This window comes from Modicisalibacter muralis, from assembly GCF_900102945.1.
In the GTDB taxonomy this organism is placed as follows: Bacteria; Pseudomonadota; Gammaproteobacteria; order Pseudomonadales; family Halomonadaceae; genus Modicisalibacter; species Modicisalibacter muralis.
Window position 1 is genome coordinate 289,359 of record NZ_FNGI01000003.1, and the last position, 23,621, is coordinate 312,979.

Consider the following 23,621-nt stretch of genomic DNA (forward strand, 5'->3'; position numbering starts at 1 on the left):
GGCATCAGGAGGCTTCTTCTTCGATTTCCTCACCAGCATTTTCGACATCCTCGCCAAAGCCTTCCATGGTGTTGCAGCCGGTCAGCAGACCGCCGCCCAATAGCAGCATAAAGGTCAGTGCAATGATCTTCTTCATGGCGATGTTCTCCCTAACGTGAAGTAGTCAGGTGGCTTGGCCACCTAGTTGCAGCCTAACAGCCCGGCACTTGTCGCGCATAATCGAGGTCGAACTTATTCCGCAGCCTCTTCGATCTCCGATCCGACCTTTTCGACATCCTGGCCAAAGCCTTCCATGGTGTTGCAGCCCGCCAATGACACCAGCAGGAACAAAGCCGCCAGCAAGAGTGTGGGTTTCATATTCTTCTCCTTATCGATTTACCAAGATACAACCGTTATCACCGATTCGCGGCGTGGCGGCAAGCCTCATTGTCAGCCAGCGCCGACTTCGGCGACAAAAGATTAGCCGCGATTGTCACGGTATTTGTGCAATTCATTCGAGTAACAGCCGTAGCACGATCGCGGCGATCATCAGTAAGGTCAGCACCTTGATCCACTGGGCGCCGCGCGACCCCATGTTGACCTTCACCGCCAGCCAGGCGCCGGCCATACTGCCAAGCCCCAGTAGCAGGCCGTAGCCCCAGCGCACCTGATCGTTGAACACGAACAGCGCCAGAGCCGGCAAGGTATAGATCAGGATGATAAGAACCTTGAACACGTTGACCTGCGCCAGGTCTATTTTCAGCATGCGGTAAAGCACCACGATGAACAGTACGCCGACGCCGACCTGGATGAAGCCGCCGTACACGCCGATGACGAACATCGCCAGATAGACCGGTAGTGTCAGCCGTTCCACGCTCAACGCACGGGTATCGAGCTTGGGCTGCGGGAGTAGCATCATTACCGAGGACGCGATCATCACCGTTATCAACACCGCCTCGAATAGCGCATCCGGGACGCGCAGGGCCAGCCAGGCGCCAAGTAGCGAGCCAAGCACCGCCGGTACCGACAGGCGTAGACTGATACCCACTTCACGGGCGCCGGCACGGAAAAAACTGCCCGTGGCCATGATGCTCTGCAGCACGATGCTCACGCGATTGGTACCATTGGCGACCTGCGGCGATAACCCCAGGAATATCAGCAGTGGCAAAGTCAGCATCGAGCCACCGGCCGACAGCACATTGATGAAACCGGCGATCCCGCCAATCGCTACCAGCGCCATCCCTTCCAACAGGGTCATGCTCGCTGCTCCATCGTCATCCTCTCGCTTACCGGGTCATGACAGGCTGGGCCGGCAGGCGCCCCTGCCGCGCACTCCATAGCAGCACCGCGATGAAGATCGCCAAGCCGGTCAGGTCGACGGCGAGCATACCATGTGGCCATAGCATCAGCGCGCCGATGGGGAACATCAGAAGGCGAACCCACCACGGCAACTCATGCTCGAGATAGCCTTCCAGCCCGGCGATGATGGCGTAGATGCCGAACAGCGCGAAGACGAACACCGTCAGCTTTTCGAGCAGCGTACCGCTGAGCAGCGGCGACCACACGAACAGTAGCGGCACGATATAAAGCCCCTTGGCGAGTTTCCACGCCGTGAAGCCGGTGCGCATCTGTGGCGTGCCGGCGATGGCCGCGGCGGCGAAGGCGGTCAGGCACACCGGTGGCGTGACGTTGGAATCCTGCGACAGCCAGAAAATCACCATGTGCGCGGCGACCAGCGCCATGGTCAAAAAGTGCGGCGATAGCGCCTGCTCGTAGAGTTGACTCTGGAAAGTATCGGGCACCTTCGCCAGCAGCGCTTCGGCACTGGCCATGTCCATCGGCGCGGAGAGCGCCTGGAGCTGGTCCGGCGCGGCGATCATGAAGATCGCCCGGGCCTGCTGCGGCAAGTCGCCGTCGGCAATCAGCTCGAGCAGTTGCGCGTGGGCGATCAGATCGTAAAGCGCCGGGGCCGACAGCGTGGCGAGCACGATGTAGGACGCCGTCACCGGCAGTCCCATGCCGAGAATCAGCGAGGCGATGGCGATCAGCACGATGGTGACCAGCAGGCTGCCGCCGGCCCAGTCGGTGATCATCAGCGAGAAGACGCTGCCGATGCCGGTGGTCGAGACCACGTTGACGATCAACCCCACGGTGATCAGCAGGATCGCCGTGGTGGTCATGTTGCGCGCCCCCAGCGCCAGCGACTCGACGATGGCACGCGGCCCCATCGGATGCTTCGACAGCCACGAGGCCACGATGACCGAGAGGATCGCGACGCCGGCGGCATAGGTCGGCGTGAAACCCTGGATCATCGCGCCGATCAGCACCACCAACGGCAGCAGGAAGTGCCAGCCGCCCTTGAGCACCTCGCCGAACGTCGGTGCGTCGGGGTCGACCAACTGCTGGGCGTTGCTGCGCTTGGCCTCGACGCGCACGAACATCGCCACCGACAGGAAATACAACAGTGCCGGCAAGGCCGCCACGCCGATGATGGTCAGGTACGACACCTGGGTATAGGAGGCCATGATGAACGCGCCGGCGCCCATCACCGGCGGCATTAGCTGCCCGCCGGTCGAGGCCGCCGCCTCGACGCCGGCGGCGAAGCGTGGATGATAGCCGGCCTTGCGCATCAGCGGGATGGTAATGACGCCGGTGGAGACGGTATTGGCCACCGCCGAGCCGGAGACCGAGCCCATCAGCCCCGACGAGAACACGGCGACGAAGCCGGGGCCGCCGGTCAGGCGTCCGGCCGCGCAGCGCGCCAGTTCGATGATGAAGTCCCCGGCGCCGGAGCGAACCAGAAAGGCACCGAAGAGAATGAACATGAACACGTAGGACCAGGAGATGCGGGCGATCATGCCCAGCATGCCCTCGCCGCCCAGGTAGCTGCGAAACAGCAGCGTCTCCCAGGTCAGCCCGGGAAAGTTGAAGATGCCGTCGACGTACTGGCCCCACCAGGAGACGTAGGTCAGGGCGATGACGCACAGCACCGGAATGAACCAGCCGGTGGTGCGCCGCGCGAACTCGAGAATCAGCGCCACGGCGGTGATCGAGACGATCCAGTCCGCGGTATTGAAATTCACCCCGCGCGCGTAGAGCGCATCCTCGAAGGCGATCAGATACAGCGCGCAGCCCATCGCGGCCAGCGCCAGGATCACGTCGACGACGAAAACCAGGCGTCGCGATCCGTGTTTCGCCGTGCCCACCAGCGGCACAGACAGTGCGCACAGCACGCCGAAGGCGCCGAAGTGCAGAGCACTGGTCCACAGCGTCGACATCGTCGACAGCGTATTGAAGTAGAGGTGGCTCAACGCCACGACAACCGCGAAAACGAACAGGAAGCGGCCCAGCCAGGGGTGCTGCAGGCGCCCCTCATCCTCGCTGGCACTCTCGTTGTCGCGGACCTGATCGATCTTGGGCTCGCTCACGGAACTCTCCTGAAAAAAGTAGGCAGGCCGTTCCGGCGAAAGCTCGGAGGGCACGCGATCGCCCGGCGCGACGGCCGGGCGTGGTAATGGCGAACGTCGCCGGGCCGTACCGCGACCCGGGACGGCCTCGACTTACTCGGCGTCGGGCAGCAGGCGCTCGGGGATCTCGAGGCCCTGCTCCTGGAAGTAGCGCGCGGCGCCCGGGTGCAGCGGCATCGGCAGGCCGGCGATCGCCTTTTCCAGCGCCATCGCCTTGGTCGCCGGATGGATGTTGTTGAGGAACGGCAGGTTCTCGTACATCGTCTTGGTGATCCGGTAGACGTGATCCTCGGGCACGTCGGCGCGCACGGCGAGAATGTTCGGCTGGGCGATGGTGTGGATCGGCTCGGACTGATTGGGGTAGGTGTCAGGCGCGATCTCGTACGGCGTCCACAGGTCGAACTCGCTGTTGACCTTGGCCAGTTGTTCCTCGCTGAAGTCCAGCGTGGTAATGCCGCCGCCGACGTTGGCATAGGCGCGGGTCACCGCCGAGGCCGGCGCGCCGGCGGGAATGTTCATGCCCTCGATGGTGCCGTTCTGCAGCGCATCGGCGCTGGGGCCGTAGCCCAGGTAGGCGACATCCATCTTATCCACGTCGATACCCAGCTGGCCGAGGATATAGCGGCCGGAACCCTCGGTGCCGGAATTGCGCGCGCCGATCGAGAAGGTCTCGCCGTACAGGTTGGCCATGTCCGCGATGGTGCCGCTCTCGACCATGTCGTCGGTGACCACGAAGTGCTCGACGTTCTGCCACAGCATCGACACGCTACGCAGGTTCTTGTAGGCCTTGGGCACCGGGCCGCTGCCGTTCCAGGCATAGGCGCCATACAGGCCCTGGAGGATGCCGAACTGGGCCTGGTCCTCGTCCATCAGCTTGAGGTTCTCGCCGGAACCGGCGGAGCTGATCGCCGAGACCGAAATGCCGCTGGTGGGTTCGAGCTTGACCTTGACCAGCGTCGACAACGCGACGCCGACCGGATAGTAGGTGCCGCCGGTGGTGGCCGTCGCCATGATGTACTGGGCGCCATCGCCCTCCTGCGCAGTGGCGGCGGACGCGGACACGCCCAATGCGGCGGCGGTGGCCAGGCCGAGGGCGGACTTGAGGAACTGACGCTTGTGCATGCCTTTCTCCTTGTTGGATGGCGTTGCCATGGGTGCGTCAGTAGCGATAGCAAGGTTCTTGCCAACTCAAGAAAAAATTTTAATAACAACAAGATAGCCATACGCCGCCGGCTCGACCAATGGCGCCGCTAGCAAGATTTGGCCGATCCAGCCACACTGCTCGGCAAGAAATGGCCGATCTGCCACTGCGGAGTCGACGACGATGAGTGAGTTCCGATTGCATCCCCGCCTCGAGGGCGATACCCATGCGCTGACCGACCTGGCGCTGTGCCAGGTGCGGCTGATGGACGACGCCCGCTTCGCCTGGTTGATTTTGGTACCGCGCCGCCCCGGAGCGCGCGAAGTCTTCGAACTCTCCCCCGGGGATCAGGCACAACTATGGCATGAGGCCACCTGGCTCGGTCGCGAGCTCAAGCAGGCCGTGAATGGCGACAAGTTGAACCTGGCCACGCTGGGCAATCAGGTGACGCAATTGCATCTGCATGTGATCGTGCGCAGCGAGCGCGACGCCGCCTGGCCGGCGCCGGTGTGGGGCTTCGGCGACCCCGAACCCTACGACGGCAAGCGCCTCGAGAGCATGCGCGAGCGCGTATGCAAGCTCGCCGAGCGGCTGCCCCGGCTCGTCGGCGGCTGAGCAGCCGCCGCAGTGGGCTATGCTTCGCGGCGCGTATCGAGGAAGGCCTCGCGACGCAGGCCATACTTCTGCATCTTCTGGTTGAGGGTACGCCGCGGCAGTTCCAGCTCATCGAGAATCGCCTGGATATTACCGCCGTGGCGGCCCAGCGCCGCGCGCAACAGCGTCGCCTCGAAAGCCGCGACCTGTTCGCCGAGCGAGCCATCGCCGCCGGCCTCCTGGCCCGTCAGTTGCGGCACGTCCAGCCCCAGCGTGAAGCGCGTGGCGACGTTACGCAGCTCGCGCAGGTTGCCCGGCCAGGCATGGCGCCCCAGCGCCGCCAGCAGGTCGCCTCCGGGCTCGCGTAATGGGCGCTGGTGCACCTCGGCGGCCTGGCGGCAGAAGTGCGCGAACAGCATCGCGATGTCCTCGCGGCGCTCGCGCAGCGGCGGCACGTGCAACTCGGCGATGGCCAGCCGATAGTAGAGATCCTCGCGAAACTCGCCACGCGCCGCCAGCGCCAGCAGACCGACCTTGCTCGCCGCCACCACGCGCAGGTCGATGGCGATCACGTCGTTGCTGCCCAAGCGGGTGATCTCGCCTTCCTGCAACGCGCGCAGCAGCTTGACCTGCGCCGCCAGCGGCATCGACTCGATCTCGTCGAGGAACAGTGTGCCGCCACTGGCGTACTCGAGCTTGCCCACGCGGCTCTCCACAGCGCCGGTGAAGGCCCCCTTGTGGTGCCCGAACAGTTCGGATTCGATCAGTTCGGGGGCGATGGCGCCGCAATTGAGCGCGACGAACGGCGCCTCGTGGCCGGGGCCAAAATCGTGCAGGCAGCGCGCCACCACCTCCTTGCCGCTACCGGTCTCGCCCTGAACCACCACGTTGGCCCGGGTCGGCGCCAGGTTGCCAAGCTGATCGCGCAGGCGCTGCATGCCCGGCGCTTCGCCGAGCAGACGTGACGCCAGGCCACCCTGGCGCAGCGCACGGCGCAGGCGGTCGTTCTCCAGTGTCAGGCGGCGGCGTTCCAGCGCGCGCCGCACGCATTCCTCCAGGCGTTCGGGAGCAAAGGGTTTCTCGATGAAATCCCAGGCCCCTTCGCGCATCGCCTCCACCGCCATCGGCACATCGCCATGGCCGGTAATCAACAGCACCGGCAGGCCGGGGTCGGCGGCCTGCACCGCACGCAGCAGCGCCAGCCCATCCAGACCGGGCATCTTCACGTCCGAGACCAGCACCCCACAGCTCGCGCCATCGTCGAGCGCCTCGAGTACCCGGCCGGCGGCGGCGAAAGCACGCACCGGCAGATCGGACAGCTCGAACCACTGGGACAGCGACTCACGCACGCCCGGATCGTCGTCGACAAGCCAGACCGGCAGCTCACTCATGTCAGCGTCTCCTCCCGCGAACGTGGCAAAGGCGCGGCCGCGCAGGGCAGCTCGACCCGGAATTCCGCCCCACCGCCCTGGGCCAAGGGACGATTCCGGGCGTGGATGCGACCTTCGAGATCCTGCACGATACCGAAGGTGATGAAGAGGCCCAAGCCCAGACCATCGCCCACCTCCTTGGTGGTAAAAAAAGGATCGAATAGGTGCTCGAGCGCCTCGTCATCCAGCCCCGGGCCGTTGTCGCGAACCCACAGCAGCACATGTTCGCCGCGCTCCTCGACCTGAATCTCCAAGCACGGCGACGCCACGCCGCGCAGCGCGTCGAGGGCGTTGCGCAATAGGTTGGTCGCCAGTTGCTCCAGACGCACCTCGTCGCCGGCCACCCAGATCGCGCGACGTCCTTCGTCAGGCAGGTCAAGACGCCATTCGACGCACTGGCGAACCAGGCGCTCGTCGAGCAGCTCGAGCACGAAACGCAGCCGTGCCACCAGATCCACCGGCTCGCGCGCGCCACCCTTGCGCGCGAACAGCTTGAGTTGGCGAATCAGCGTCGACAAGCGCTCGCAGAGTGCCTGGATACGTCGAAAATTGTCGCCGGCGGCGGCAGAGCGATTGCGCTCAAGCAGCCGCGCGCCGCTGGCCGCGTAGGTGCGGATGCCCGACAGTGGTTGATTAAGCTCGTGCGCGATGCCCGCCGCCATGGTGCCCAGCGCCGCCAGCTTGCCGGCCTGGACCAGATCGGCCTGGGCCGCTTGTAACGCTCGGGTACGCTCGATCACGCGGCTCTCCAGACGTTCGTTGGCCTCGCGCATGATGCGCGCCTCGCGCTCGCGCAGACGCAGGCGCTGCTGACGCTCGCGCAGCCACAACGCCAGCAGGACCAGCGCCACGCATAACGCAGCGGCAACCAGTACGGCGTTGCGCGCGCTGGCGTACAGCGGGCGCAACGGCAGCAGGTAGTGCATCGTCCAGCCCAGCGTATCCAGGGCGCTGGCGGTCGTGACGTAGCGCTCGCCGACGCCTTCGCTGCCGATCAACAGCGTATCGTCGTTCAGCCGGGTGCCCAGCGGTCGCAGCTCGGCACCGTTGAATTGGCGCTGGGCGCGGATCGCCGTCAAGGCTTGTTCGCTCACGTCGTGAAGGCGACGAAAGCGCCAATCGGGTCGACTGGAAAGAATCACCACACCATTGGCATCGCTGAGCAGCACTTGCTCGCCGGCCTGGCGCCAGTCCTCCTGCAACGACTCCAGCGACACCTTGACCGCGAGTACGCCGATCACCTCGTCGTCGTTCGCCGTAGCCGAGACCCCGCCGATCGTTACCGGGGCCGAGACGAAATAGCCCGGACGCCCGGTGGTGTTGCCCACGGCGAAGAACTCGCCCTGACGTCCACGCATGGCGGCGAGGAAATAAGGGCGGAAGTGATAGCGATGACCGACGAAACTATGTGGCGTGGCGTGATTACTGGCGGCGATGGTCAGGCCTTGGTCGTTCATCAGGTAGATAGCCTGCGCCCCGGAGCGTTCGGCGACGCGCTGCAGATGCTCATTGACCCGAGCATTGAGCGGCGCGCTGGCATCGTGAAGCGCTGTACGCACCAATGGCTGACGCGCCAGTAGACCGGGCAGGTAGACGAAGCGATCGAGAGCGCCTTCCAGGCTGCTGGCGTACAGCGCCAGGCGCGTGTCGGCATGCGCGCGGGCCTCGCGCGTGGCGCTGCCCAGTTGCCAGTGCCAGACCCACCACAGCAGCACGACGACCAGCGCGCCGGTCACTATCAGCAGCAGGCGTCGCAAGCGTCGTCGCCGCACTGGACTCACTGGCGCGCCTCGACGCGCGCGGCGATTTCCGCCAGCAGCGTATCGAAGCGCCACGGGTCGATGTAGCTCCCGCCGCGTCGCCCCGACAGCGCCAGTCGCGTGCCTGATGCGGCGGCGCTGGCCTCGAGGCGCACCACGTAGCCGGGGCGCGCCGCCCGCACCGCGTCGACACGACCCAGTTCGGCATCGGCGAGGCGAATCACGAAGCCTCGTTCGATCAGCACCTCGACGCCGGTTTCCAGCACTTCGTCGACCGGGCCGGCAACCACGACCGCACGTTCGGGCGGCGCTGGCACCGAGGTCGCGCAACCCGCCAGCAGCAGTAGCGCCGACAACCATAATGCAACGCTCGAGCGGCTCATGGGTTGCCCTCCCTGCCCACGCCGGTGCGTAGATGCGCGGCGATGGATTCGTTGAGTTCACGGCAGAAATCGCCATGGTTGTCGGCTCGCGCATCGACCACGTAACCACTAGGGTCGATCACGCTGGAGTCGCGGGTGACGCGTACCGTCGTATCGCTACTCACCACCGACAAACGTTCGACCTGCATCGGATCGCCACCGAAGTGCGTGCCAAAGCCCAGCCCGACACCCGAGCCACTGCCGAAGCCACCCCACAGCGAAGAGAAACCGAACCAGGGTCGATCCACCGCGCCAAGCCCAGGCAGGCGAGTGGTACGCTCGGCGCTCACCACGCCCAGTTCGACCTCGGTATTGCGAATCGTGAAGCCACGCGCCTCCAGCGCGGCGATAGTGGCGCGCAGCCAGTCCTCGCGGGATACGTCGCCATCACGTGGCCACTCGCACTCCCGGGGTAGCGGTTCAGGGCTACGACCCAGTGGATCCTGGCCGCCAAGGCCCTGGCAACCGGTCAGCAAAGCCACAACGAGGAAAACGGAGAATCGCTGCATGGTCGACATGATACGGCACCTCGCTGTTCTCTGACGGGTCTTGCCGGGCTCGGCTGGCTCCGGCCTGCTTTCATCTTAGCGTCACTGGGTTATCTACGTATGTTCCCATCCACCGGACTCGCCGATGTCGCTCGACGGATGAGACGCTCCGTTAATTACTTTAGGATGGCGCATGAACCAAGGGCACAAGGACTTTGCTAATGACAACTACCGATAAGCCGTCGGTGGCGGGCATCAACCCCCCGGTATTCTTCGGCTCGGCGATCGTGATCCTGGGCTTCGTCGTCTTCACGGTGATCAGCCCGGAGACCGCCGGCAACCTATTCGGCCATGTCCAGACATGGATCATCGATACCCTGGGCTGGTTCTACCTGCTGGCCATGGGCGTATATCTGCTATTTTCGCTGTATCTGGCCCTCTCGCGCTACGGTGAGATCAAGCTCGGCCCCGATCATTCCGAGCCCGAGTTCAGCTACAGTTCGTGGTTCGCCATGCTGTTTTCCGCCGGCATGGGCATCGGCCTGATGTTCTACGGCGTCGCCGAGCCGGTATTTCACTTCACCGCGCCGCCGGTGGGCGAGGCTGGCACCAGCGAGGCCGCCCGCGAGGCCATGAAGCTGACCTTCTTCCACTGGGGCATGCATGCCTGGGGCGTCTATGCGGTGGTGGCCCTGGCGCTGGCCTATTTCAGCTTCCGTCATGGCCTGCCGCTACGTATCAGTTCGGCACTCTACCCCTTGATCGGCAAGCGCATTCACGGGCCGATCGGCCATGCGGTGGATATCTTCGCCGTATTCGGCACCATGTTCGGCGTGGCTACCTCGCTGGGCCTTGGCGTACTTCAGGTCAACTCCGGCCTCAACTACCTGTTCGATGTACCTCAAGACATCACGGTCCAGATCATCCTGATCGCCATTATCACCGCCTTCGCCACCACCTCGGTGGTATTGGGCCTGGATGGCGGCATTCGCCGAATATCCGAACTCAACCTGGGCCTGGCGCTGCTGCTGCTGCTGTTCGTGCTTGCGGTGGGTCCGACGATCTTCCTGCTACAGAGTTTCATCCAGAACACCGGTGCCTACCTGTCCGACGTCGTCGATCGCACCTTCAACATGTACGCCTATAATCTGAGCGACGGCCCGTCCAGTTGGCTGGGTGGCTGGACGCTGTTCTACTGGGGCTGGTGGATCGCCTGGTCGCCGTTCGTCGGCATGTTCATCGCCCGCGTCTCGCGTGGCCGGACCATTCGCCAGTTCGTGGTCGGCGTGCTGCTGGTGCCGGTTGGCTTCACCTTCCTGTGGCTGACGGTGTTCGGCGACACCGCGCTGCACCTGTTGCTGATGGAGAACGTCCAGGGTTTGGCCGAGGCGGTCAACGCCGACGCCTCGGTGGCACTGTTCCAGTTCCTCGAGAACTTCCCACTGAGCCAGATATCCTCGCTGATCGCGACGATCCTGGTGGTGACCTTCTTCGTCACCTCCTCGGATTCCGGCTCGCTGGTCATCGATATGCTGACCTCCAAGGACGGCGACGAATCGCCGGTCTGGCAGCGCATCTTCTGGGCCGTCTCCGAAGGCTTCGTCGCCATGGCACTACTGCTCGCCGGTGGACTGTCCGCATTGCAGACCGCATCGATCGCCTCGGCGCTACCCTTCTCGCTGATCCTGATGTTCGTCGCCTACGGCATGCTCAAGGCACTGCGTATCGAAGGGGTCAAGATGAGTAGCATGCGCAGCACGGTGAATACCGCACCGGCGCTCTCCGGGGTGCCCAATGCCTGGCAGCGCCGCGTCGAGACGCTGGTCAGCGTGCCCAAAAAGCAGCATGTCGAGCGCTTTCTGACGGAGACCGTGATTCCCGCCATGCATTCGGTAGCCGATGAGCTCAAGAGTCAGGGCCTCGACGTGCGTACCCGCGAGGAAGAAGATCGCAGCTATCTGGAAGTCAGCCACGGCGAGGAGATCGACTTCATCTACGGAGTGCGCATGCGTGCCTACGCCGCGCCGTCATTCGCCATGGCTGGCGTCAATCGTAATATTCGCACCGAGAAGCGCAAGCAGTTCCACGCCGAGGTATTTCTGCGCGAAGGCGGCCAGGGTTACGACCTGATGGGCTACACCAAGGAGCAGGTAATCGGCGATGTGCTCGATCAGTACGAGAAGCACATGTACTTCCTGCATGCCGTGCGCTGAGCCCACCACGCCTGAAGAAGGCGCCGACCGTCGGGCTTGAAAACGCCCGGCGTCGGCCTCAGTTAATAGCTTCAGCCTATAGTGCATGACTATGTCGGCGATGCAGCAAATTGGCTATCGTCGTCCGAGGCGATGATCTAGCATCGAGACAGTTTTCAACCACTCATGGAGGAAGATCATGACCGATACCAATGCCATCGGCCTGCACCAGAGCAGCGCCAGTCAATTGGCCGAGAAACTCAACGCGCTGCTGGCCAATTACCAGATCTTCTACATGAACGTGCGCGGCTATCACTGGAACGTGAAGGGCCAGCAGTTTTTCGAATTGCATGCCAAGTTCGAGGAGCTTTATACCGACCTGCTGACCAAGGTCGATGAAGTCGCCGAGCGCATTCTGACACTCGGCCATCAACCGCTGCACGCCTATAGCAATTACGCCGAGATCGCCACGATCCGCGAGGACAAGAACGTCCACGATGGCGAGTCTTGCGTACGCGGCATCGTGACCGGCTATCAGGCGTTGATCGAACTGCAGCGCGAGATTCTCAGCCTGGCCTCGGATGCCGATGACGAAGGCACCGCTTCACAGGCCAGCGATTATATCCGCGAGCAGGAAAAGACCATCTGGATGCTCAACGCCTATCTGGGTTGAGCCGCTAACGTCGCGCTTCATGTAGGACATCATCGACGCCGCCCACCCGGGCGGCGTCGCCGTTTCCCGCTTTCATTCATGCGCTTGCCGGTCGTCCAGCGAGGCGTGGGGCAGGTCATCTTCAGCGCCGCGCCGGGCGTCCGCGAGCTCGGCCTCGCGACGCACCTGCTCGGGTAGCGGCTTCTTCATGCGCACCCCCAGGCGCTCGAGTTCGACGGCCTGACCGACCAGATTGCCCTGCCCCGTCTTCAGCCGGCCCATCGCCTGGCGATAGCTGCCCTGCGCCCTCTCCAGTTGCCGGCCGATATCCTCCAGGCTTTCGACGAAGCCGCTGAACTTGTCGAGCAGGCGCCCGGCACGTTCGGCGATCAACCGGGCATTCTCGTTCTGGCGCTCCAGACTCCATAGACTCGCCACGGTACGCAGACTGGCCAGCAGCGTGGTCGGCGTGACCACCACCACGTGTCGCGCGAAGGCATCCTGAAACAGCATGTCGTCGTGTTCGAAGGCCAGCGCGAAGGCCGCCTCGACCGGCATGAACAGGAACACGAAGTCGGGCGAGTTGAGCCCCGGCAGATTCGCGTACTCGCGCTGGGTGAGCGCATCGATGTGATTGCGCACCGCCTGAATATGCGCCTTGAGTGCCGCCGCGCGGGCGCTGTCGCCGTCGGCGTTGACATACGCCACATAGGCGTTGAGCGACACCTTGGCATCGACGATCAGATGCTTGTCATCGGGCAGATAAATCACCGCATCGGGACGCTGGCGACCATTCTCGCCCTGGATCGAGACCTCGCGCCGGTATTCGATGTCACGCCGTAGCCCGGAGCGTTCCAGCACCGTTTCCAGCACCATCTCGCCCCAGTTGCCCTGCATCTTCTTGTCGCCCTTGAGCGCCTTGGCCAGATTGGCGGCCTCCTCGCTCATCTGCCGATTGAGGCCGGCGAGCTGGTCGATCTGCGTCTTGAGCGTGGTGCGCTCGCGGGTGTCCTGGCCGTGTAGCTCCTCGACCCGGCGCTGGAAGGTACCGACCTGCTCGCGAAATGGCTTGAGCAGCGCTTCGAGACTCTCGCGGCTATGGTTGGCAAAGGCCTGCTGACGCTCCTCGAAGATGCGCCCGGCGAGTGCTTCGAAGTCCTGCTTCAAGCGTTCACGGGCCTCGTCGAGCAGCGCCAGCTTCTCGGCATGGTGGACACGCTGCTGATCGCGCTCGACTTCGAGCCGTGCGCTACGTTCGCGCAGCGCCGCCAGCCGCTCGTTGAGACTCGCCAGTTGCGTCTCGCGCTCCTTGAGCTGCTCGCGCACGCCATCGAGCTGGGCATCGCTGTGGGCCAGTTCCTGCTCCTGCCCACGGCACAGCGTCTCGGCCGTATCGAGCCGTTGGCGCAGCGCATCGGACTGACGAGCCTGGCGCCGCGCCTGCATGAACCATCCAGCGCCCACCATAGCGGCGCCAATCAACGCGCCGATGAGCACGCTCAAGAGCATGGGGGTCTGCATCGTCAATGGCATGCCGCTTTATCCCGCAAATGTGGTCGAGTGTTCACCATCCCCTATCCTTTGAAGTGTTGTCGAGTCATACCTGCGAATACCTTTTGAAACACTCTCGTCCTTGTGATCGCACCCGGCCATCCCAAGGACGAAACGTATAGCGCGGTATTACACCGTGCTAGCCATGCGAGGACAAACCGTGAAAGGCGTACCGCTGAGCGCGGTGGCTTTCACAGTCGCAAGGAGGTAGCCATGAGCCAGCAACTCAGCGAAAAGCAAGTCGCCATTCTCGCTACCCACGGCTTCGAGGAGTCGGAGCTCTCCGAGCCCAAGGCCGCGCTGGAACGCGCCGGCGCCACGGTGCATGTGGTTGCGCCGGACAAGGGTAGCATTCGCGCCTGGGCGTCGACCGATTGGGGCGATGATTACGCCGTCGATCGTAGCCTCGACAAGGCCGATGCCAACGATTATCACGCCCTGGTTCTGCCGGGCGGGTTGTTCAATCCGGACGCGCTGCGCCAGGACGAAAAGGCACTGAACTTTACCCGGCAGTTCTTCGAGGCCGGCAAACCGGTCGGTGCGATCTGCCACGGCCCTTGGGTTCTGATCAATGCCGGTGTCGTGAAGGGACGCCGCATGACCTCGTACCCCTCGATATCGCAGGATCTCAAGAACGCCGGCGTCGACTGGGTCGATCAGGAAGTCGTGGTCGACAGTGGCCTGGTCACCAGCCGCTCGCCAAAGGATCTCGAGGCCTTTTGCGGCAAGCTGGTCGAGGAAATCGGCGAAGGCCGTCACTCCCATCAACACGCCTGAACATCGGTCGCCTCCGAGACCTTACCTGCCCGTCTCATCTCGAGACGGGCATTTTGCGTGCCCAAGCCGCTGCCGACGTGCGATGCTCATCGTGGCAGTTCATAACGTCAGGAGAACCCATCATGCCGCGACGCGTGCCTCGCCCCCTCAGCAAGATCGTCAGAAAACTGCTGCATCTCGCCGCGCGCCCGATGAAATCGGACCGTGGCCGGGGTGGCGTGGCCGTGCATGCCTATCGCGGTTACGGCTCGCATAGCGAGGTCTATGTCATGGGCCGCGTCTTTCGCCAGTTGCGCATTGGTCTTCCGGCACCCGAAGGTACGCTGTACCGGGACATCGTCGATGTCTTTCGGCGTGCCATGCGCTGGGGTGCCAAGCACGTCGATGTCACCCTATCGCTGAACGGTAATCGCAAAACGGTGACGTCGGACCGAGACGGCTATTTCGATATCCACATGACACTCGACCACCCCCTGCCCGCCGAGCATAGCTGGCACAACGGCGTGCTCGATATCGTCATGCGCGACGAGCGCACCGTGTGCGGAGAGGCCGAGATCTACGTGCCGCCCCCGGCGGTGGACCTGGTGGTGATCAGCGATATCGACGATACCGTGATGCACACCGGGGTCGCCAACAAGCTGAAGATGCTGTATCGGCTGTTCTTCCGGAATGCCAGCCAGCGCACCGCTTTCCCCGGCGTCTCGGCGTTTTACCGGGCGCTGTTCGCCGGTGCCGACGGCCAGCGCCAGCGTCCCATGCTGTATGTCTCGCGCGGGCCCTGGAGTATCTACGAGATGCTCGAGGAGTTCTTTCAGATCAACGGCATTCCGGTGGGGCCGATCCTGTTCCTGCGCGAATGGGGCCTGACCCTGCAACGCCCGCTACCGCACAAGGCCGAGGACCACAAGGCCAATCTGATCGAGCAGATGCTTTCACTCTACGACAACCTGCCCTTTGTGCTGATTGGCGATAGCGGTCAGCACGATCCCGAGATCTACGCGAAGATCGTGCGCGACTACCCGGGGCGCATTACGGCGATCTATATTCGCAACGTCAATCACGACGCCTCGCGCGATGCCGCGATTACCGAACTCGCCGAGCGTGTCCAGGACGACGGCTGCACGCTGGTGCTAGCATCGGACAGCGCGATGATGGCCGAGCACGCCCATGCCCATGGGTTGATTTCACTCATCGGCCTCGAGGCGGTGCGTGAAGACAGCCAGCGCATCGCCGATTAGAGTCACGCCGCGCCCTCTTCCCGCTCGCGCTCACGGCGAATGAGTCGCGCCACATGGTCGGGCGACTGGCTGTTGCGGGCCAATAGCGCGTAGGCCGCCGGCACGATGAACAACGTCAGGAACGTCGCGAACAGCACCCCAAAAAACACCACCACGCCCACGGCACGCCGGGCCTCGGCGCCGGGGCCCGTCGCCAGCAGCAGTGGCACTGCACCGGCCGCCGCCGACAGCGAGGTCATCAACACCGGGCGCAGGCGAATGCCGGCGGCGTTGACGATGGCGTCGTGGAACGCCTGGCCGCGATCGCGCAGCTGATTGATGAACTCGACGATCAGCACGCCATTCTTGGCCGCAAGACCGACCAGCAGGATGGCGCCGATCTGGGAGAAAATATTGATCGTGATGCTGGTAAACCATAGCCCGATAAGCCCGCCGGTCAGCGCGAGCGGCACCGTGGTCATGATAACCAAGGGCTGTCGGAAGCTCTCGAAATTCGCCGCCAGGACCAGATAGACGATCACCAGCGCGAGTCCCAGCGTGATGTAGAGCGAGGCGCCGGCGTCCAGGAAATCGCCGGCCGCGCCATCGTAGTTAAGCTGAATGGTGGGCGGTAGTCGCTCGGCGTACTGATCGACGATATCGATCGCCCGCCCTAGCGGAAAGCCGGGCGCCAGCCCGGCAGAGACCTCGACGGAGCGTAGCTGGTTGTAATGACTCAGCGTATCGGCCCCGGCGGTCTCTTCGAGATCGACGACACTCGCCAGCGGCACCAGCTCGCCAGAAGTGTCGGAGCGAACATATAGGTTGCGTAGATCGGTGGGCGTGCGCCGATCGGCCTCGCGACCCTGGACGATGACGTCGTACTCCTCCCCGCCGCGCGAGAAGGTGGTAACGCTCTGCCCGCCCATCATTGTCTGCAACGTGCGACCCACTGCGGCGACCGACACGCCCAGGTCGGCGGCACGGTCGCGGTCGATGGCGATGCGCATCTGCGGCTTGCGCTCGTTATATTCGGTTTCGACATCGACGAAGCCCGGCTGGGATTCCAGGTACGCCATCAAGCCGTCGGCCTCGCGCGATAGGTTCTGGTAGTCCTGACCGCCGAGTATCATCTCCATCGCCCCATCGTCGCTGCCGCTGCTCAGCCCGCTACGCGCGTAGGCCGAGACCTCGACACCGGCCAGCGCTTCCAGGCGCTCGCGAAAATCGGCGGCGATCGTTGCGGCGTCGCGTGTGCGTTCGTCCCAGGGCACCAGGGTGATCGTCAGGCGGGCCGTGTTCACGGCATTGCCGTCGTAGGAGCCAGGAATGCGGCTCAGATAATGATCGACCACGCCAGCGGCCCGGTACTCCGCCAATACCGCTTCGACCTGATCGAGATAACGCCGGGTATACGCGAGCGTGGCGCCCTGCGGGCCGACCATGTAGGCGCGGATCACGCCGCGATCCTGAGGCGGCGTATAGGCGCTGGGCAGCACCCGGAACAGCGCGCCGGCGGCAAGCAACACCAGCAGCGCAAGCGTCAGCATGCGCCAGGGATGCGCCACTACCCGCCGGAGTATCGCCTCGTAACGCAGGGCGACACGGCGAAAGCGCGAATCCACCCAGTGGGCGAATCCGGTGCGCTTGGCGCGGCCCTTGAACAGCCGCGAGGTCATCATCGGCGTCAGCGTGAGCGCCACCAGCGCCGAGAAGGCAACGGCGGCGGCCACGGTGAGGCCGAACTCCGCGAACAGACGACCGACCTCGCCACCCATGTAGGAGATCGGCACGAACGCCGCCACCAGTACCAGGGTCGTGGCAATCACCGCGAAGGCGATCTCGCGCGAGCCATCCAATGCCGCGAGCAACGGCGACTGACCCTCCTCGATACGCCGATAGATGTTTTCCAGCACCACGATGGCGTCGTCCACCACCAGGCCAATGGCGAGCACCAGCGCCAGCAGCGTGAGCACGTTGAGCGAGTAGTTCAGCGCGGCCATCGCGATCGTCGCCGCCAACAGCGAGATCGGCACCACCACCGCCGGAATCAGCGTGGCGCGCAAGGTGCCGAGAAAACCGTAGATCGTCAGCAGCACCATCGCCAGCGAGACCCCGAGCGCGATGTAGACCTCGTGAATCGAGGCCTTTATGAAGTCGGCGCTGTCGAAGGTGACGGCGAGCTGCATGCCGGCGGGCAGGGTCGCGCGGATGGACTCCAGGCGCTCGCGCACTTCGGCCGATACCGCGACCGGGTTGGCCTGCGCCTGCGGGGTGATATCCAGGCTTACCGCCACCTGGCCGTTGGAGCGCGCGAGGCTGCGCTGGTCTTCCGCGCCCAGCTCCACGCGGGCCACTTCGCCAAGACGTACCAGGTTGCCTTCAGGCCCATCGGCAATCACCAGTTCGCGAAAATCCTGCGCCTCGCTGAACCCCGATAGGGTGCGCAAGGTGAACTCGCGCGAGGCGGACTCCAGACGCCCCGCCGGCAGTTCCACGTTCTGCGTATTCAGCGCTTGCGCCACGTCTTCCACGGTGAGCTCGCGGGCCGCCAACGCCTCCCGGTCAAGCCACAGGCGCATGGCGTAACGGCGTTCGCCGGAGAGCTGGACCTGCGAGACGCCATCGACCGTGCTCAGCCGGTTTACCACGTAGCGCTCGACATAGTCGGTCATTTCCAGCGGGCTCAGACGATCGCTGGTGAGCGTCAGCGACATCACCTCCTCGGCGCTGGAGTCAGCGGTGCGAATCGACGGCGCCTCGGCGCCGTCCGGCAGATCGTCGCGGATGCGGCCCAACCGGGTCCGCACGTCGTTCGCTGCCTCGTCGACATCCGTCTCCAGGCTGAACTCCATGTTGACCTCGGCCTGCTCGTCGACGCTCTTGGAGGTCATCTCCTCTAGCCCGGGTATGCCGGCGAGCTGCTCCTCGAGCACATCGGTGATCTGCCTCTCGACCACCTGCGCCGAGGCACCCAGATAAACCACATCGACCGAGACGAATGCCTGGCTGACATCCGGATACTCGCGCAGCGGCAGCAGTCGCAACGCCATGAGGCCCACGATCAACAGCAGCAGGCTGATGACCGCGGCGAATACCGGACGGCGTACCGAGACATCCGAGAGGATCATGAGTCGTTCCCTTGCGATTCGAACGCGCCGCCTTGCGGTGTTTCGATCCGCGTCACCGGCGTGCCGTCTCGCACCTTCAGGGTTCCCTCGACGATGATCGACTCACCGGGCCTCAGGCCGCCGGTGATCTCGACCAGGCCGAGCCGGCGTGCGCCGGTCTTCACCTCGCGGCTCTGCGCCACGCCGTTCTCGATCACGAACACGAATTGTCGATCGTTCTCCGGCACCACCGCGTGCTCGGGTATCAGCAACGCTGTCGTCGTCCCGCGCGTGAGACGCACGGTCAACAGCATGCCCGGCTTGATCAAGCGCGCCGGGTTCGGCAGCACGGCGCGCACCCGTACCGAGCGAGTCACCGGATCGACGCGCGTCGCCACGGTCTGCACGGTTCCGCTGAACTCGATATCCGGGTAGGCCGCCGAGCGAGCGGTAATGGCCTGTCCCGGTTCCAGGGTACCGACGTACAACGCCGGCACCGTGAACTCGAGCTCGACGGGCGTGAGGTCATCGAGCGTGGTAATCAGCGTGCCGGGCTGCACCAGGCTACCCACGCTCACTTCGCGCAGCCCGAGGCGGCCATCGAATGGCGCGCGAATGACATGCTCGGCCAGCGCCGCCTCGGCCACGGCGACATTGGCACGGTCGGTGCGCAGCAGGGTCTCGGATAGCTGGAGTTGCGACTCCGACACCAGGTTGGACCTAAACAACTCTCGTTGTCGCTCATAAGCACTCAGGCTTTGTGCTGCACTCGCCTGCGCGGCCTCGAGATTGGCTTGCATATCCGCCGCCCCGAGCGTGGCCAGCACTTCACCGGCCTCAACCGTTGCGCCTGGCTCGAAAGACAGCGTAGCGATGACGCCGGAAACCTCGGGGGTGATTTCCACCGCCTGGCTTGCGCGGGCGTTTCCCAGTGCCTGAATGCGATCCGCCAGCGGTTGCGTGCGCGTGCGCTGTGCAATCACCGCCACCGGCTCGATAGTGGACGTTGCGGCACGCGAATCGTCCCATTCGCCAAGATACAACCAAGCCACGCCGGCCACGGCGATTGACACCACCAGCAATAGAAGGGCATTGATCCCGCGAGAACTGTTCAAGAGAAAACCTCTTTCCCGGATTGCGCACAAAACACCTGGGAGCGGTGATCGCGAAGTATTTTTATCAGATCCGGGGCTCGGGCGATTTCACGATAAGCGCCTCAACCAGCAGCTTATCCGCCTCAATCGACCCTTGATGTGGTTATTCAGAGACACAGGCGGGGCATTTCTGTTCAGTAAACGCGCGGGCAGGGGCGACACCACAAACACGGACAGCACTGCCTTGTTATGCGTATCGACAAACGCCGGGCCCGGGCCCAGCGTTTGTGCTTATGCCGCCTGCCCCTCGGCCAACTCCTCGATCAACGCCCGCAGCAATTGCCAGCACTCATCGACCGAGTCGATCTCGACACGCTCGTTGGGCGAATGCGCGCCACGAATCTGCGGTCCGAAGGAGATCATCGCAAGCTCCGGGTACTTGCCGCCGAGAATGCCGCACTCGAGCCCGGCATGGATCACCTTGACCTCGGGATCGCTGCCCAGTCGGCGCTGATGCAACTGGCGAAAGCGCGCCAGCAGCGGGCTTTCGGGGTCCGGCGTCCAGCCCGGATAGGCATTCTCGACACGCGTCTCGGCACCGATCAGCGCGAACAACGCGCGAAAGCGGTCGGCGATGTCGCGGGTGGCGCTATCGCGCAGCGAGCGCACCAGCGCGCAGAGCTCGAAGCGCCCGCCCACGAGCGTTACCACGCCCAGGTTGTTGGAGGTTTCCACCACGCCGGGCACCTCGACGCTCATGCGCTCCACCCCATAGGGTGCGACATGCAGCGCGGCGACCAGCATATGGCTAGCGGTAGTGGTCAGCGCCTCATCGGGAGTCGACTCCACTTCCTCCAATGCCAGCACGAGCCCATCGTCGACACCCGCCAGCTCGGCGACCAGCTCGGCCTGCAACTCGCTCAACCGCGCCTGGGCGGCTTCGCCCTCGTCGTCGACCAACGCCAGGGTGGCGAAGGCCTCGCGCGGCAGCGCATTACGCAACGTGCCGCCGTGATAGTCGATCAATCGTGCGCCATGGGGCTCCAGCGCGCGCAGCACGCGAACCAGCAGGCGATTGGCGTTACCGCGCCCCTTGTGGATATCGATACCCGAATGACCGCCGACCAGGCCGGTCAGCGATAGCCGCCAGGGTCGCTCGTCGTCACGCAGCGCACTGGTCGGCAGATTGGCAGTGACCAGCACATCGGCCCCCCCGGCACAGCCGATATATACCTGGCCGCGGTCCTCGGAGTCGAGATTGAGCAGAATGTCGCCCTTGAGCCAGTTCTCGGCCAATCCCAGCGCACCACCCATCGACGTTTCCTCCTCGATGGTGAACAGAGCCTCGAGCGGGCCATGGCACAGCGAGTTGTCTTCGAGTACCGCTAGCGCGGCGGCCACGCCCATGCCATTGTCGGCGCCCAGGGTGGTATTCGTGGCATACAGCCAGCCGTCGGCGATATAGGTCTCGATAGGGTCGGTGGTGAAATCGTGCGGATGATCGGCATTGGCCTGGGCGACCATGTCCAAATGCCCTTGCAGAACGATCCCCGACGCTTGCTCACAACCCGGCGTGGCCGGCTTGCGAACCAGCAGGTTGCCGGCAGCGTCGCGCTCGTGGGTCAGACCGCGCGCCTCGGCCCAACGCTCGATAAGCGCCCGCAGTTCGGCTTCATGACCGGAGGGGCGAGGGGTATTGCATAGCGTACGAAAATGACGCCAGACAATAGCCGGCGTCAGCGAGTCGAGATGTTCGTTCATATCGGATTCCTACGTGAGACCCTGACACCTTACGCCGTGGCTCGCGCGACGCAAGCCTTCCCTCGTCATATCCTGGGTACTAGGATTGCCATACACCCACTCATGGAAGATCGCTATGCCTGCTATTTCCTGGCGCTTGTTACTGCTTGGCTTGAGCGCGGCCCTGCTGCTCGGTGGCTGCTCGCCGATTCCCGATATGCCGGGGCCGATCGGCATCCCGGGCCTGTGAGTTAGGCAGCCAGATAGCGATGTAGCCAGGCATGTCAGCGTGACTAGCCGATTTGCGCCAATATCTGTGGTCACCTCCTATTCTCCAACTCATCTTGTCGAATGAGTAAAAAAGAATAATTTGTACTCATGAATGATTTCGAGTGCGACGGCAAGGTTAGGGAATCGCTGAATGCGGAATGGATGGCAAGTCCCAATGGAGACAGAAGGCGGATCTTGCGCCCTTCGTCTCTGTCAATCGTCCCGCCGCCCTGAAGAAACAGTGGCGCGATCAGTTCCAACAGTTCGTCGCCACGCGAGGCTGACTCAGGCACACGCCCACGCAACGCTCGCCGATATAGGCCGCGAACAGGCGCACATCGGGGTCATCGCAGATCCGGTGGGGGCGATAATGCGCTGGCCGCAGGTCAATGTCATGGTTGAGCTTTTCAATGGCCGTGTGATTGATGTACTGAATACACACCGGTTCGACTCTCAGGAAGACTTGGCGTCACACTCAAGCGCTACAGTTGGCTTTATAAACATCACATCAATCAAAAAGCCTTGCACCACTAGACACCGATAGATGCAATGAAGCAACAGCAGAGAAATTGACCCGAGTTATTCTAAATAACGCGTAATTAATCATCCAGGATCCGACAGGTATATCTAGAGAACCGAACAGAATTGCAGCACCTGATATTTTTATTAGCTAGACACAAGAAAGCCGGGCAACCGCCCGGCTTTCTTACATCTATTTTTGGGGGAAAGGCAACGAATGTCTGCCAGAAACCAGTCTATTAATTCTGGGAATCCTCGGCAGCGTCTTCGATCTCCTCGCCCATCTCTTCGACATTTTCGCCAGCCTCTTCGGCGGCTTCGTCAATGTTCTCGCCGGCTTCTTCCGCCGCTCCCTGGTCTTCACAAGCGGCAACGCCACCAAGCAATAACGCCATCATCAACGCCAAGCCCAGCTTACGCATCATCGTGCTCGTTTTCATCTTCTCCTCCTGAGAACAGAACCACTAGTGATGTCTCACCATAACGATTATTCAGTACGAACGCTAGAGATGATCCATGACGGATTTAAGCTCACGCAACATCACGCGACAAAAAAATACGCCCGCCGGGTGGCTGGGGTATCGGTGAAGCTGCCTGATTATGGTTGGGCCGACGCCCCGAGTCCCGGCGCGCCGGGACTCGCGCAGGGGAGGCCCCTAAACGACGAAACCCCGACCAGGGGCCGGGGTTTCTGAAGAAGTGCCTGACGATGACCTACTCTCGCATGGGGAGGCCCCACACTACCATCGGCGCTGAGCGGTTTCACTGCTGAGTTCGGCATGGGGTCAGGTGGGACCCGCTCGCTATGGTCGTCAGGCGTAAACTGGTGTCGCGTGGTGGCTTGAGGGCCGATCGTGATCGTGCTTTCGATCGCGACCCGGCGCTCGACGCTGCCCGCCACGGGACTGTCTTAACAAATGAATCAAGCTGACTCGATACGACTCGACGTATCCGCTTATCGGTCATCGCAGGGGTGACTCGCTGTTGCTCGGCGCGAGCTTCTCACGCGCCTCGCCTGCAAACCCCTTGGGTGTTATATGGTCAAGCCTCACGGACCATTAGTACGCGTTAGCTCAACACATTGCTGTGCGTCCACACCGCGCCTATCGACCTCGTCGTCTTCGAGGGTCCTTCAGGGGGCGCAAGGCCCCAGGGAAGTCTCATCTTGAAGGGGGCTTCCCGCTTAGATGCTTTCAGCGGTTATCCCGTCCGCACATA

At 63.4% G+C, this 23,621-nt stretch carries 20 protein-coding genes and 2 rRNA genes; 5 read left to right on the forward strand and 17 right to left on the reverse strand.

The window, feature by feature from the left end:
- Positions 1-4: 4 nt before the first annotated feature.
- From BLR92_RS08425 to BLR92_RS08445, 5 genes are all read right to left on the reverse strand, one after another.
- Positions 5-136, reverse strand: a complete 132-nt coding sequence (locus BLR92_RS08425) for an entericidin A/B family lipoprotein (RefSeq protein ID WP_089727467.1) — start codon at positions 134-136, stop codon at positions 5-7.
- A 95-nt stretch (positions 137-231) separates the two neighbouring features.
- Positions 232-357 (reverse strand): entericidin A/B family lipoprotein, encoded by a 126-nt coding sequence (locus BLR92_RS08430; protein WP_089727469.1) that lies wholly within the window; start codon positions 355-357, stop codon positions 232-234.
- Between the two features lie 133 nt (positions 358-490).
- The gene (locus tag BLR92_RS08435; protein ID WP_089727471.1) at positions 491-1,237 is read right to left on the reverse strand and encodes a sulfite exporter TauE/SafE family protein; all 747 of its coding nucleotides are present in this window, start codon (positions 1,235-1,237) and stop codon (positions 491-493) included.
- 28 nt (positions 1,238-1,265) lie between these two features.
- On the reverse strand, positions 1,266-3,407 hold the full coding sequence (locus BLR92_RS08440) for a TRAP transporter permease (RefSeq protein ID WP_089727473.1): 2,142 nt from the start codon (positions 3,405-3,407) through the stop codon (positions 1,266-1,268).
- A 132-nt stretch (positions 3,408-3,539) separates the two neighbouring features.
- Positions 3,540-4,568, reverse strand: coding sequence for a TAXI family TRAP transporter solute-binding subunit (locus BLR92_RS08445; protein ID WP_089727474.1), 1,029 nt, complete (start codon positions 4,566-4,568; stop codon positions 3,540-3,542).
- A gap of 202 nt (positions 4,569-4,770) precedes the next feature.
- On the opposite strand from BLR92_RS08445, the gene BLR92_RS08450 reads away from it, so the two are divergent.
- A complete protein-coding gene (locus BLR92_RS08450; protein WP_089727476.1) occupies positions 4,771-5,202 on the forward strand; it encodes an HIT domain-containing protein in 432 nt (143 codons plus the stop codon).
- Between the two features lie 17 nt (positions 5,203-5,219).
- On the opposite strand, the gene BLR92_RS08455 is transcribed toward BLR92_RS08450, so the two are convergent.
- Genes BLR92_RS08455 through BLR92_RS08465 form a run of 4 tightly spaced genes read right to left on the reverse strand, consistent with a single transcriptional unit; the run spans position 5,220 to position 9,311 of the window.
- The gene (locus tag BLR92_RS08455) at positions 5,220-6,572 is read right to left on the reverse strand and encodes a sigma-54-dependent transcriptional regulator (protein WP_089727478.1); all 1,353 of its coding nucleotides are present in this window, start codon (positions 6,570-6,572) and stop codon (positions 5,220-5,222) included.
- On the reverse strand, positions 6,569-8,368 hold the full coding sequence (locus BLR92_RS08460; RefSeq protein ID WP_245704145.1) for a sensor histidine kinase: 1,800 nt from the start codon (positions 8,366-8,368) through the stop codon (positions 6,569-6,571). The genes BLR92_RS08455 and BLR92_RS08460 overlap by 4 nt, the downstream gene beginning before the upstream one ends.
- A gap of 20 nt (positions 8,369-8,388) precedes the next feature.
- Positions 8,389-8,754, reverse strand: coding sequence for a hypothetical protein (locus BLR92_RS19930; protein ID WP_245704146.1), 366 nt, complete (start codon positions 8,752-8,754; stop codon positions 8,389-8,391).
- Positions 8,751-9,311 (reverse strand): hypothetical protein, encoded by a 561-nt coding sequence (locus BLR92_RS08465; protein WP_089727482.1) that lies wholly within the window; start codon positions 9,309-9,311, stop codon positions 8,751-8,753. Before BLR92_RS08465 ends, BLR92_RS19930 begins: the two co-directional genes overlap by 4 nt.
- Positions 9,312-9,502: 191 nt before the next feature.
- Here BLR92_RS08465 and betT point away from each other — a divergent pair, with 191 nt between their 5' ends.
- Together betT and BLR92_RS08475 are read left to right on the forward strand one after the other, a co-directional pair.
- Complete coding sequence (gene betT, locus BLR92_RS08470) at positions 9,503-11,494, forward strand: choline BCCT transporter BetT (protein ID WP_089727484.1); 1,992 nt, start codon at positions 9,503-9,505, stop codon at positions 11,492-11,494.
- 178 nt (positions 11,495-11,672) lie between these two features.
- Positions 11,673-12,146: a Dps family protein gene (locus BLR92_RS08475; protein WP_089727486.1), complete on the forward strand. Its 474-nt coding sequence runs from the start codon at positions 11,673-11,675 to the stop codon at positions 12,144-12,146.
- A gap of 72 nt (positions 12,147-12,218) precedes the next feature.
- Here the strand turns inward: BLR92_RS08475 and rmuC are convergent, their stop codons facing one another.
- The gene (rmuC, locus tag BLR92_RS08480) at positions 12,219-13,658 is read right to left on the reverse strand and encodes a DNA recombination protein RmuC (RefSeq protein WP_245704147.1); all 1,440 of its coding nucleotides are present in this window, start codon (positions 13,656-13,658) and stop codon (positions 12,219-12,221) included.
- Between the two features lie 231 nt (positions 13,659-13,889).
- Here rmuC and BLR92_RS08485 point away from each other — a divergent pair, with 231 nt between their 5' ends.
- Both BLR92_RS08485 and BLR92_RS08490 read left to right on the forward strand, forming a co-directional pair.
- Positions 13,890-14,453 (forward strand): type 1 glutamine amidotransferase domain-containing protein, encoded by a 564-nt coding sequence (locus BLR92_RS08485; protein WP_089727488.1) that lies wholly within the window; start codon positions 13,890-13,892, stop codon positions 14,451-14,453.
- 122 nt (positions 14,454-14,575) lie between these two features.
- A complete protein-coding gene (locus BLR92_RS08490; protein ID WP_089727490.1) occupies positions 14,576-15,691 on the forward strand; it encodes an App1 family protein in 1,116 nt (371 codons plus the stop codon).
- A gap of 2 nt (positions 15,692-15,693) precedes the next feature.
- On the opposite strand, the gene BLR92_RS08495 is transcribed toward BLR92_RS08490, so the two are convergent.
- From BLR92_RS08495 to BLR92_RS08525, 7 genes are all read right to left on the reverse strand, one after another.
- The gene (locus BLR92_RS08495; RefSeq protein WP_089727492.1) at positions 15,694-18,801 is read right to left on the reverse strand and encodes an efflux RND transporter permease subunit; all 3,108 of its coding nucleotides are present in this window, start codon (positions 18,799-18,801) and stop codon (positions 15,694-15,696) included.
- The gene (locus BLR92_RS08500; RefSeq protein ID WP_175488754.1) at positions 18,798-19,895 is read right to left on the reverse strand and encodes an efflux RND transporter periplasmic adaptor subunit; all 1,098 of its coding nucleotides are present in this window, start codon (positions 19,893-19,895) and stop codon (positions 18,798-18,800) included. The genes BLR92_RS08495 and BLR92_RS08500 overlap by 4 nt, the downstream gene beginning before the upstream one ends.
- A gap of 270 nt (positions 19,896-20,165) precedes the next feature.
- Positions 20,166-21,635, reverse strand: coding sequence for an aminoacyl-histidine dipeptidase (locus BLR92_RS08505; RefSeq protein ID WP_089727496.1), 1,470 nt, complete (start codon positions 21,633-21,635; stop codon positions 20,166-20,168).
- A 499-nt stretch (positions 21,636-22,134) separates the two neighbouring features.
- Positions 22,135-22,326: a hypothetical protein gene (locus BLR92_RS19695; RefSeq protein WP_175488755.1), complete on the reverse strand. Its 192-nt coding sequence runs from the start codon at positions 22,324-22,326 to the stop codon at positions 22,135-22,137.
- A 316-nt stretch (positions 22,327-22,642) separates the two neighbouring features.
- Positions 22,643-22,843, reverse strand: a complete 201-nt coding sequence (locus tag BLR92_RS08515) for a hypothetical protein (protein ID WP_217636555.1) — start codon at positions 22,841-22,843, stop codon at positions 22,643-22,645.
- Positions 22,844-23,104: 261 nt separating this feature from the next.
- Positions 23,105-23,220, reverse strand: a 5S ribosomal RNA gene (gene rrf / locus BLR92_RS08520).
- Positions 23,221-23,440: 220 nt separating this feature from the next.
- Positions 23,441-23,621: ribosomal RNA gene (locus BLR92_RS08525) — 23S ribosomal RNA — on the reverse strand; the annotation flags it as partial.

Bases quoted from the DNA above. Each gene is read 5' to 3' on its own strand.
- BLR92_RS08455 (WP_089727478.1), bottom strand. From the start codon at position 6,572: ATGAGTGAGCTGCCGGTCTGGCTTGTCGACGACGATCCGGGCGTGCGT.
- BLR92_RS08430 (WP_089727469.1), bottom strand. From the start codon at position 357: ATGAAACCCACACTCTTGCTGGCGGCTTTGTTCCTGCTGGTGTCATTG.
- BLR92_RS08515 (WP_217636555.1), bottom strand. From the start codon at position 22,843: ATGAAAACGAGCACGATGATGCGTAAGCTGGGCTTGGCGTTGATGATG.
- BLR92_RS08475 (WP_089727486.1), top strand. From the start codon at position 11,673: ATGACCGATACCAATGCCATCGGCCTGCACCAGAGCAGCGCCAGTCAA.
- BLR92_RS08495 (WP_089727492.1), bottom strand. From the start codon at position 18,801: ATGATCCTCTCGGATGTCTCGGTACGCCGTCCGGTATTCGCCGCGGTC.
- BLR92_RS08425 (WP_089727467.1), bottom strand. From the start codon at position 136: ATGAAGAAGATCATTGCACTGACCTTTATGCTGCTATTGGGCGGCGGT.
- BLR92_RS08450 (WP_089727476.1), top strand. From the start codon at position 4,771: ATGAGTGAGTTCCGATTGCATCCCCGCCTCGAGGGCGATACCCATGCG.
- BLR92_RS08490 (WP_089727490.1), top strand. From the start codon at position 14,576: ATGCCGCGACGCGTGCCTCGCCCCCTCAGCAAGATCGTCAGAAAACTG.
- betT (WP_089727484.1), top strand. From the start codon at position 9,503: ATGACAACTACCGATAAGCCGTCGGTGGCGGGCATCAACCCCCCGGTA.
- BLR92_RS19930 (WP_245704146.1), bottom strand. From the start codon at position 8,754: ATGAGCCGCTCGAGCGTTGCATTATGGTTGTCGGCGCTACTGCTGCTG.
- BLR92_RS08435 (WP_089727471.1), bottom strand. From the start codon at position 1,237: ATGACCCTGTTGGAAGGGATGGCGCTGGTAGCGATTGGCGGGATCGCC.
- BLR92_RS08445 (WP_089727474.1), bottom strand. From the start codon at position 4,568: ATGCACAAGCGTCAGTTCCTCAAGTCCGCCCTCGGCCTGGCCACCGCC.
- rmuC (WP_245704147.1), bottom strand. From the start codon at position 13,658: ATGCCATTGACGATGCAGACCCCCATGCTCTTGAGCGTGCTCATCGGC.
- BLR92_RS08505 (WP_089727496.1), bottom strand. From the start codon at position 21,635: ATGAACGAACATCTCGACTCGCTGACGCCGGCTATTGTCTGGCGTCAT.
- BLR92_RS08485 (WP_089727488.1), top strand. From the start codon at position 13,890: ATGAGCCAGCAACTCAGCGAAAAGCAAGTCGCCATTCTCGCTACCCAC.
- BLR92_RS08465 (WP_089727482.1), bottom strand. From the start codon at position 9,311: ATGTCGACCATGCAGCGATTCTCCGTTTTCCTCGTTGTGGCTTTGCTG.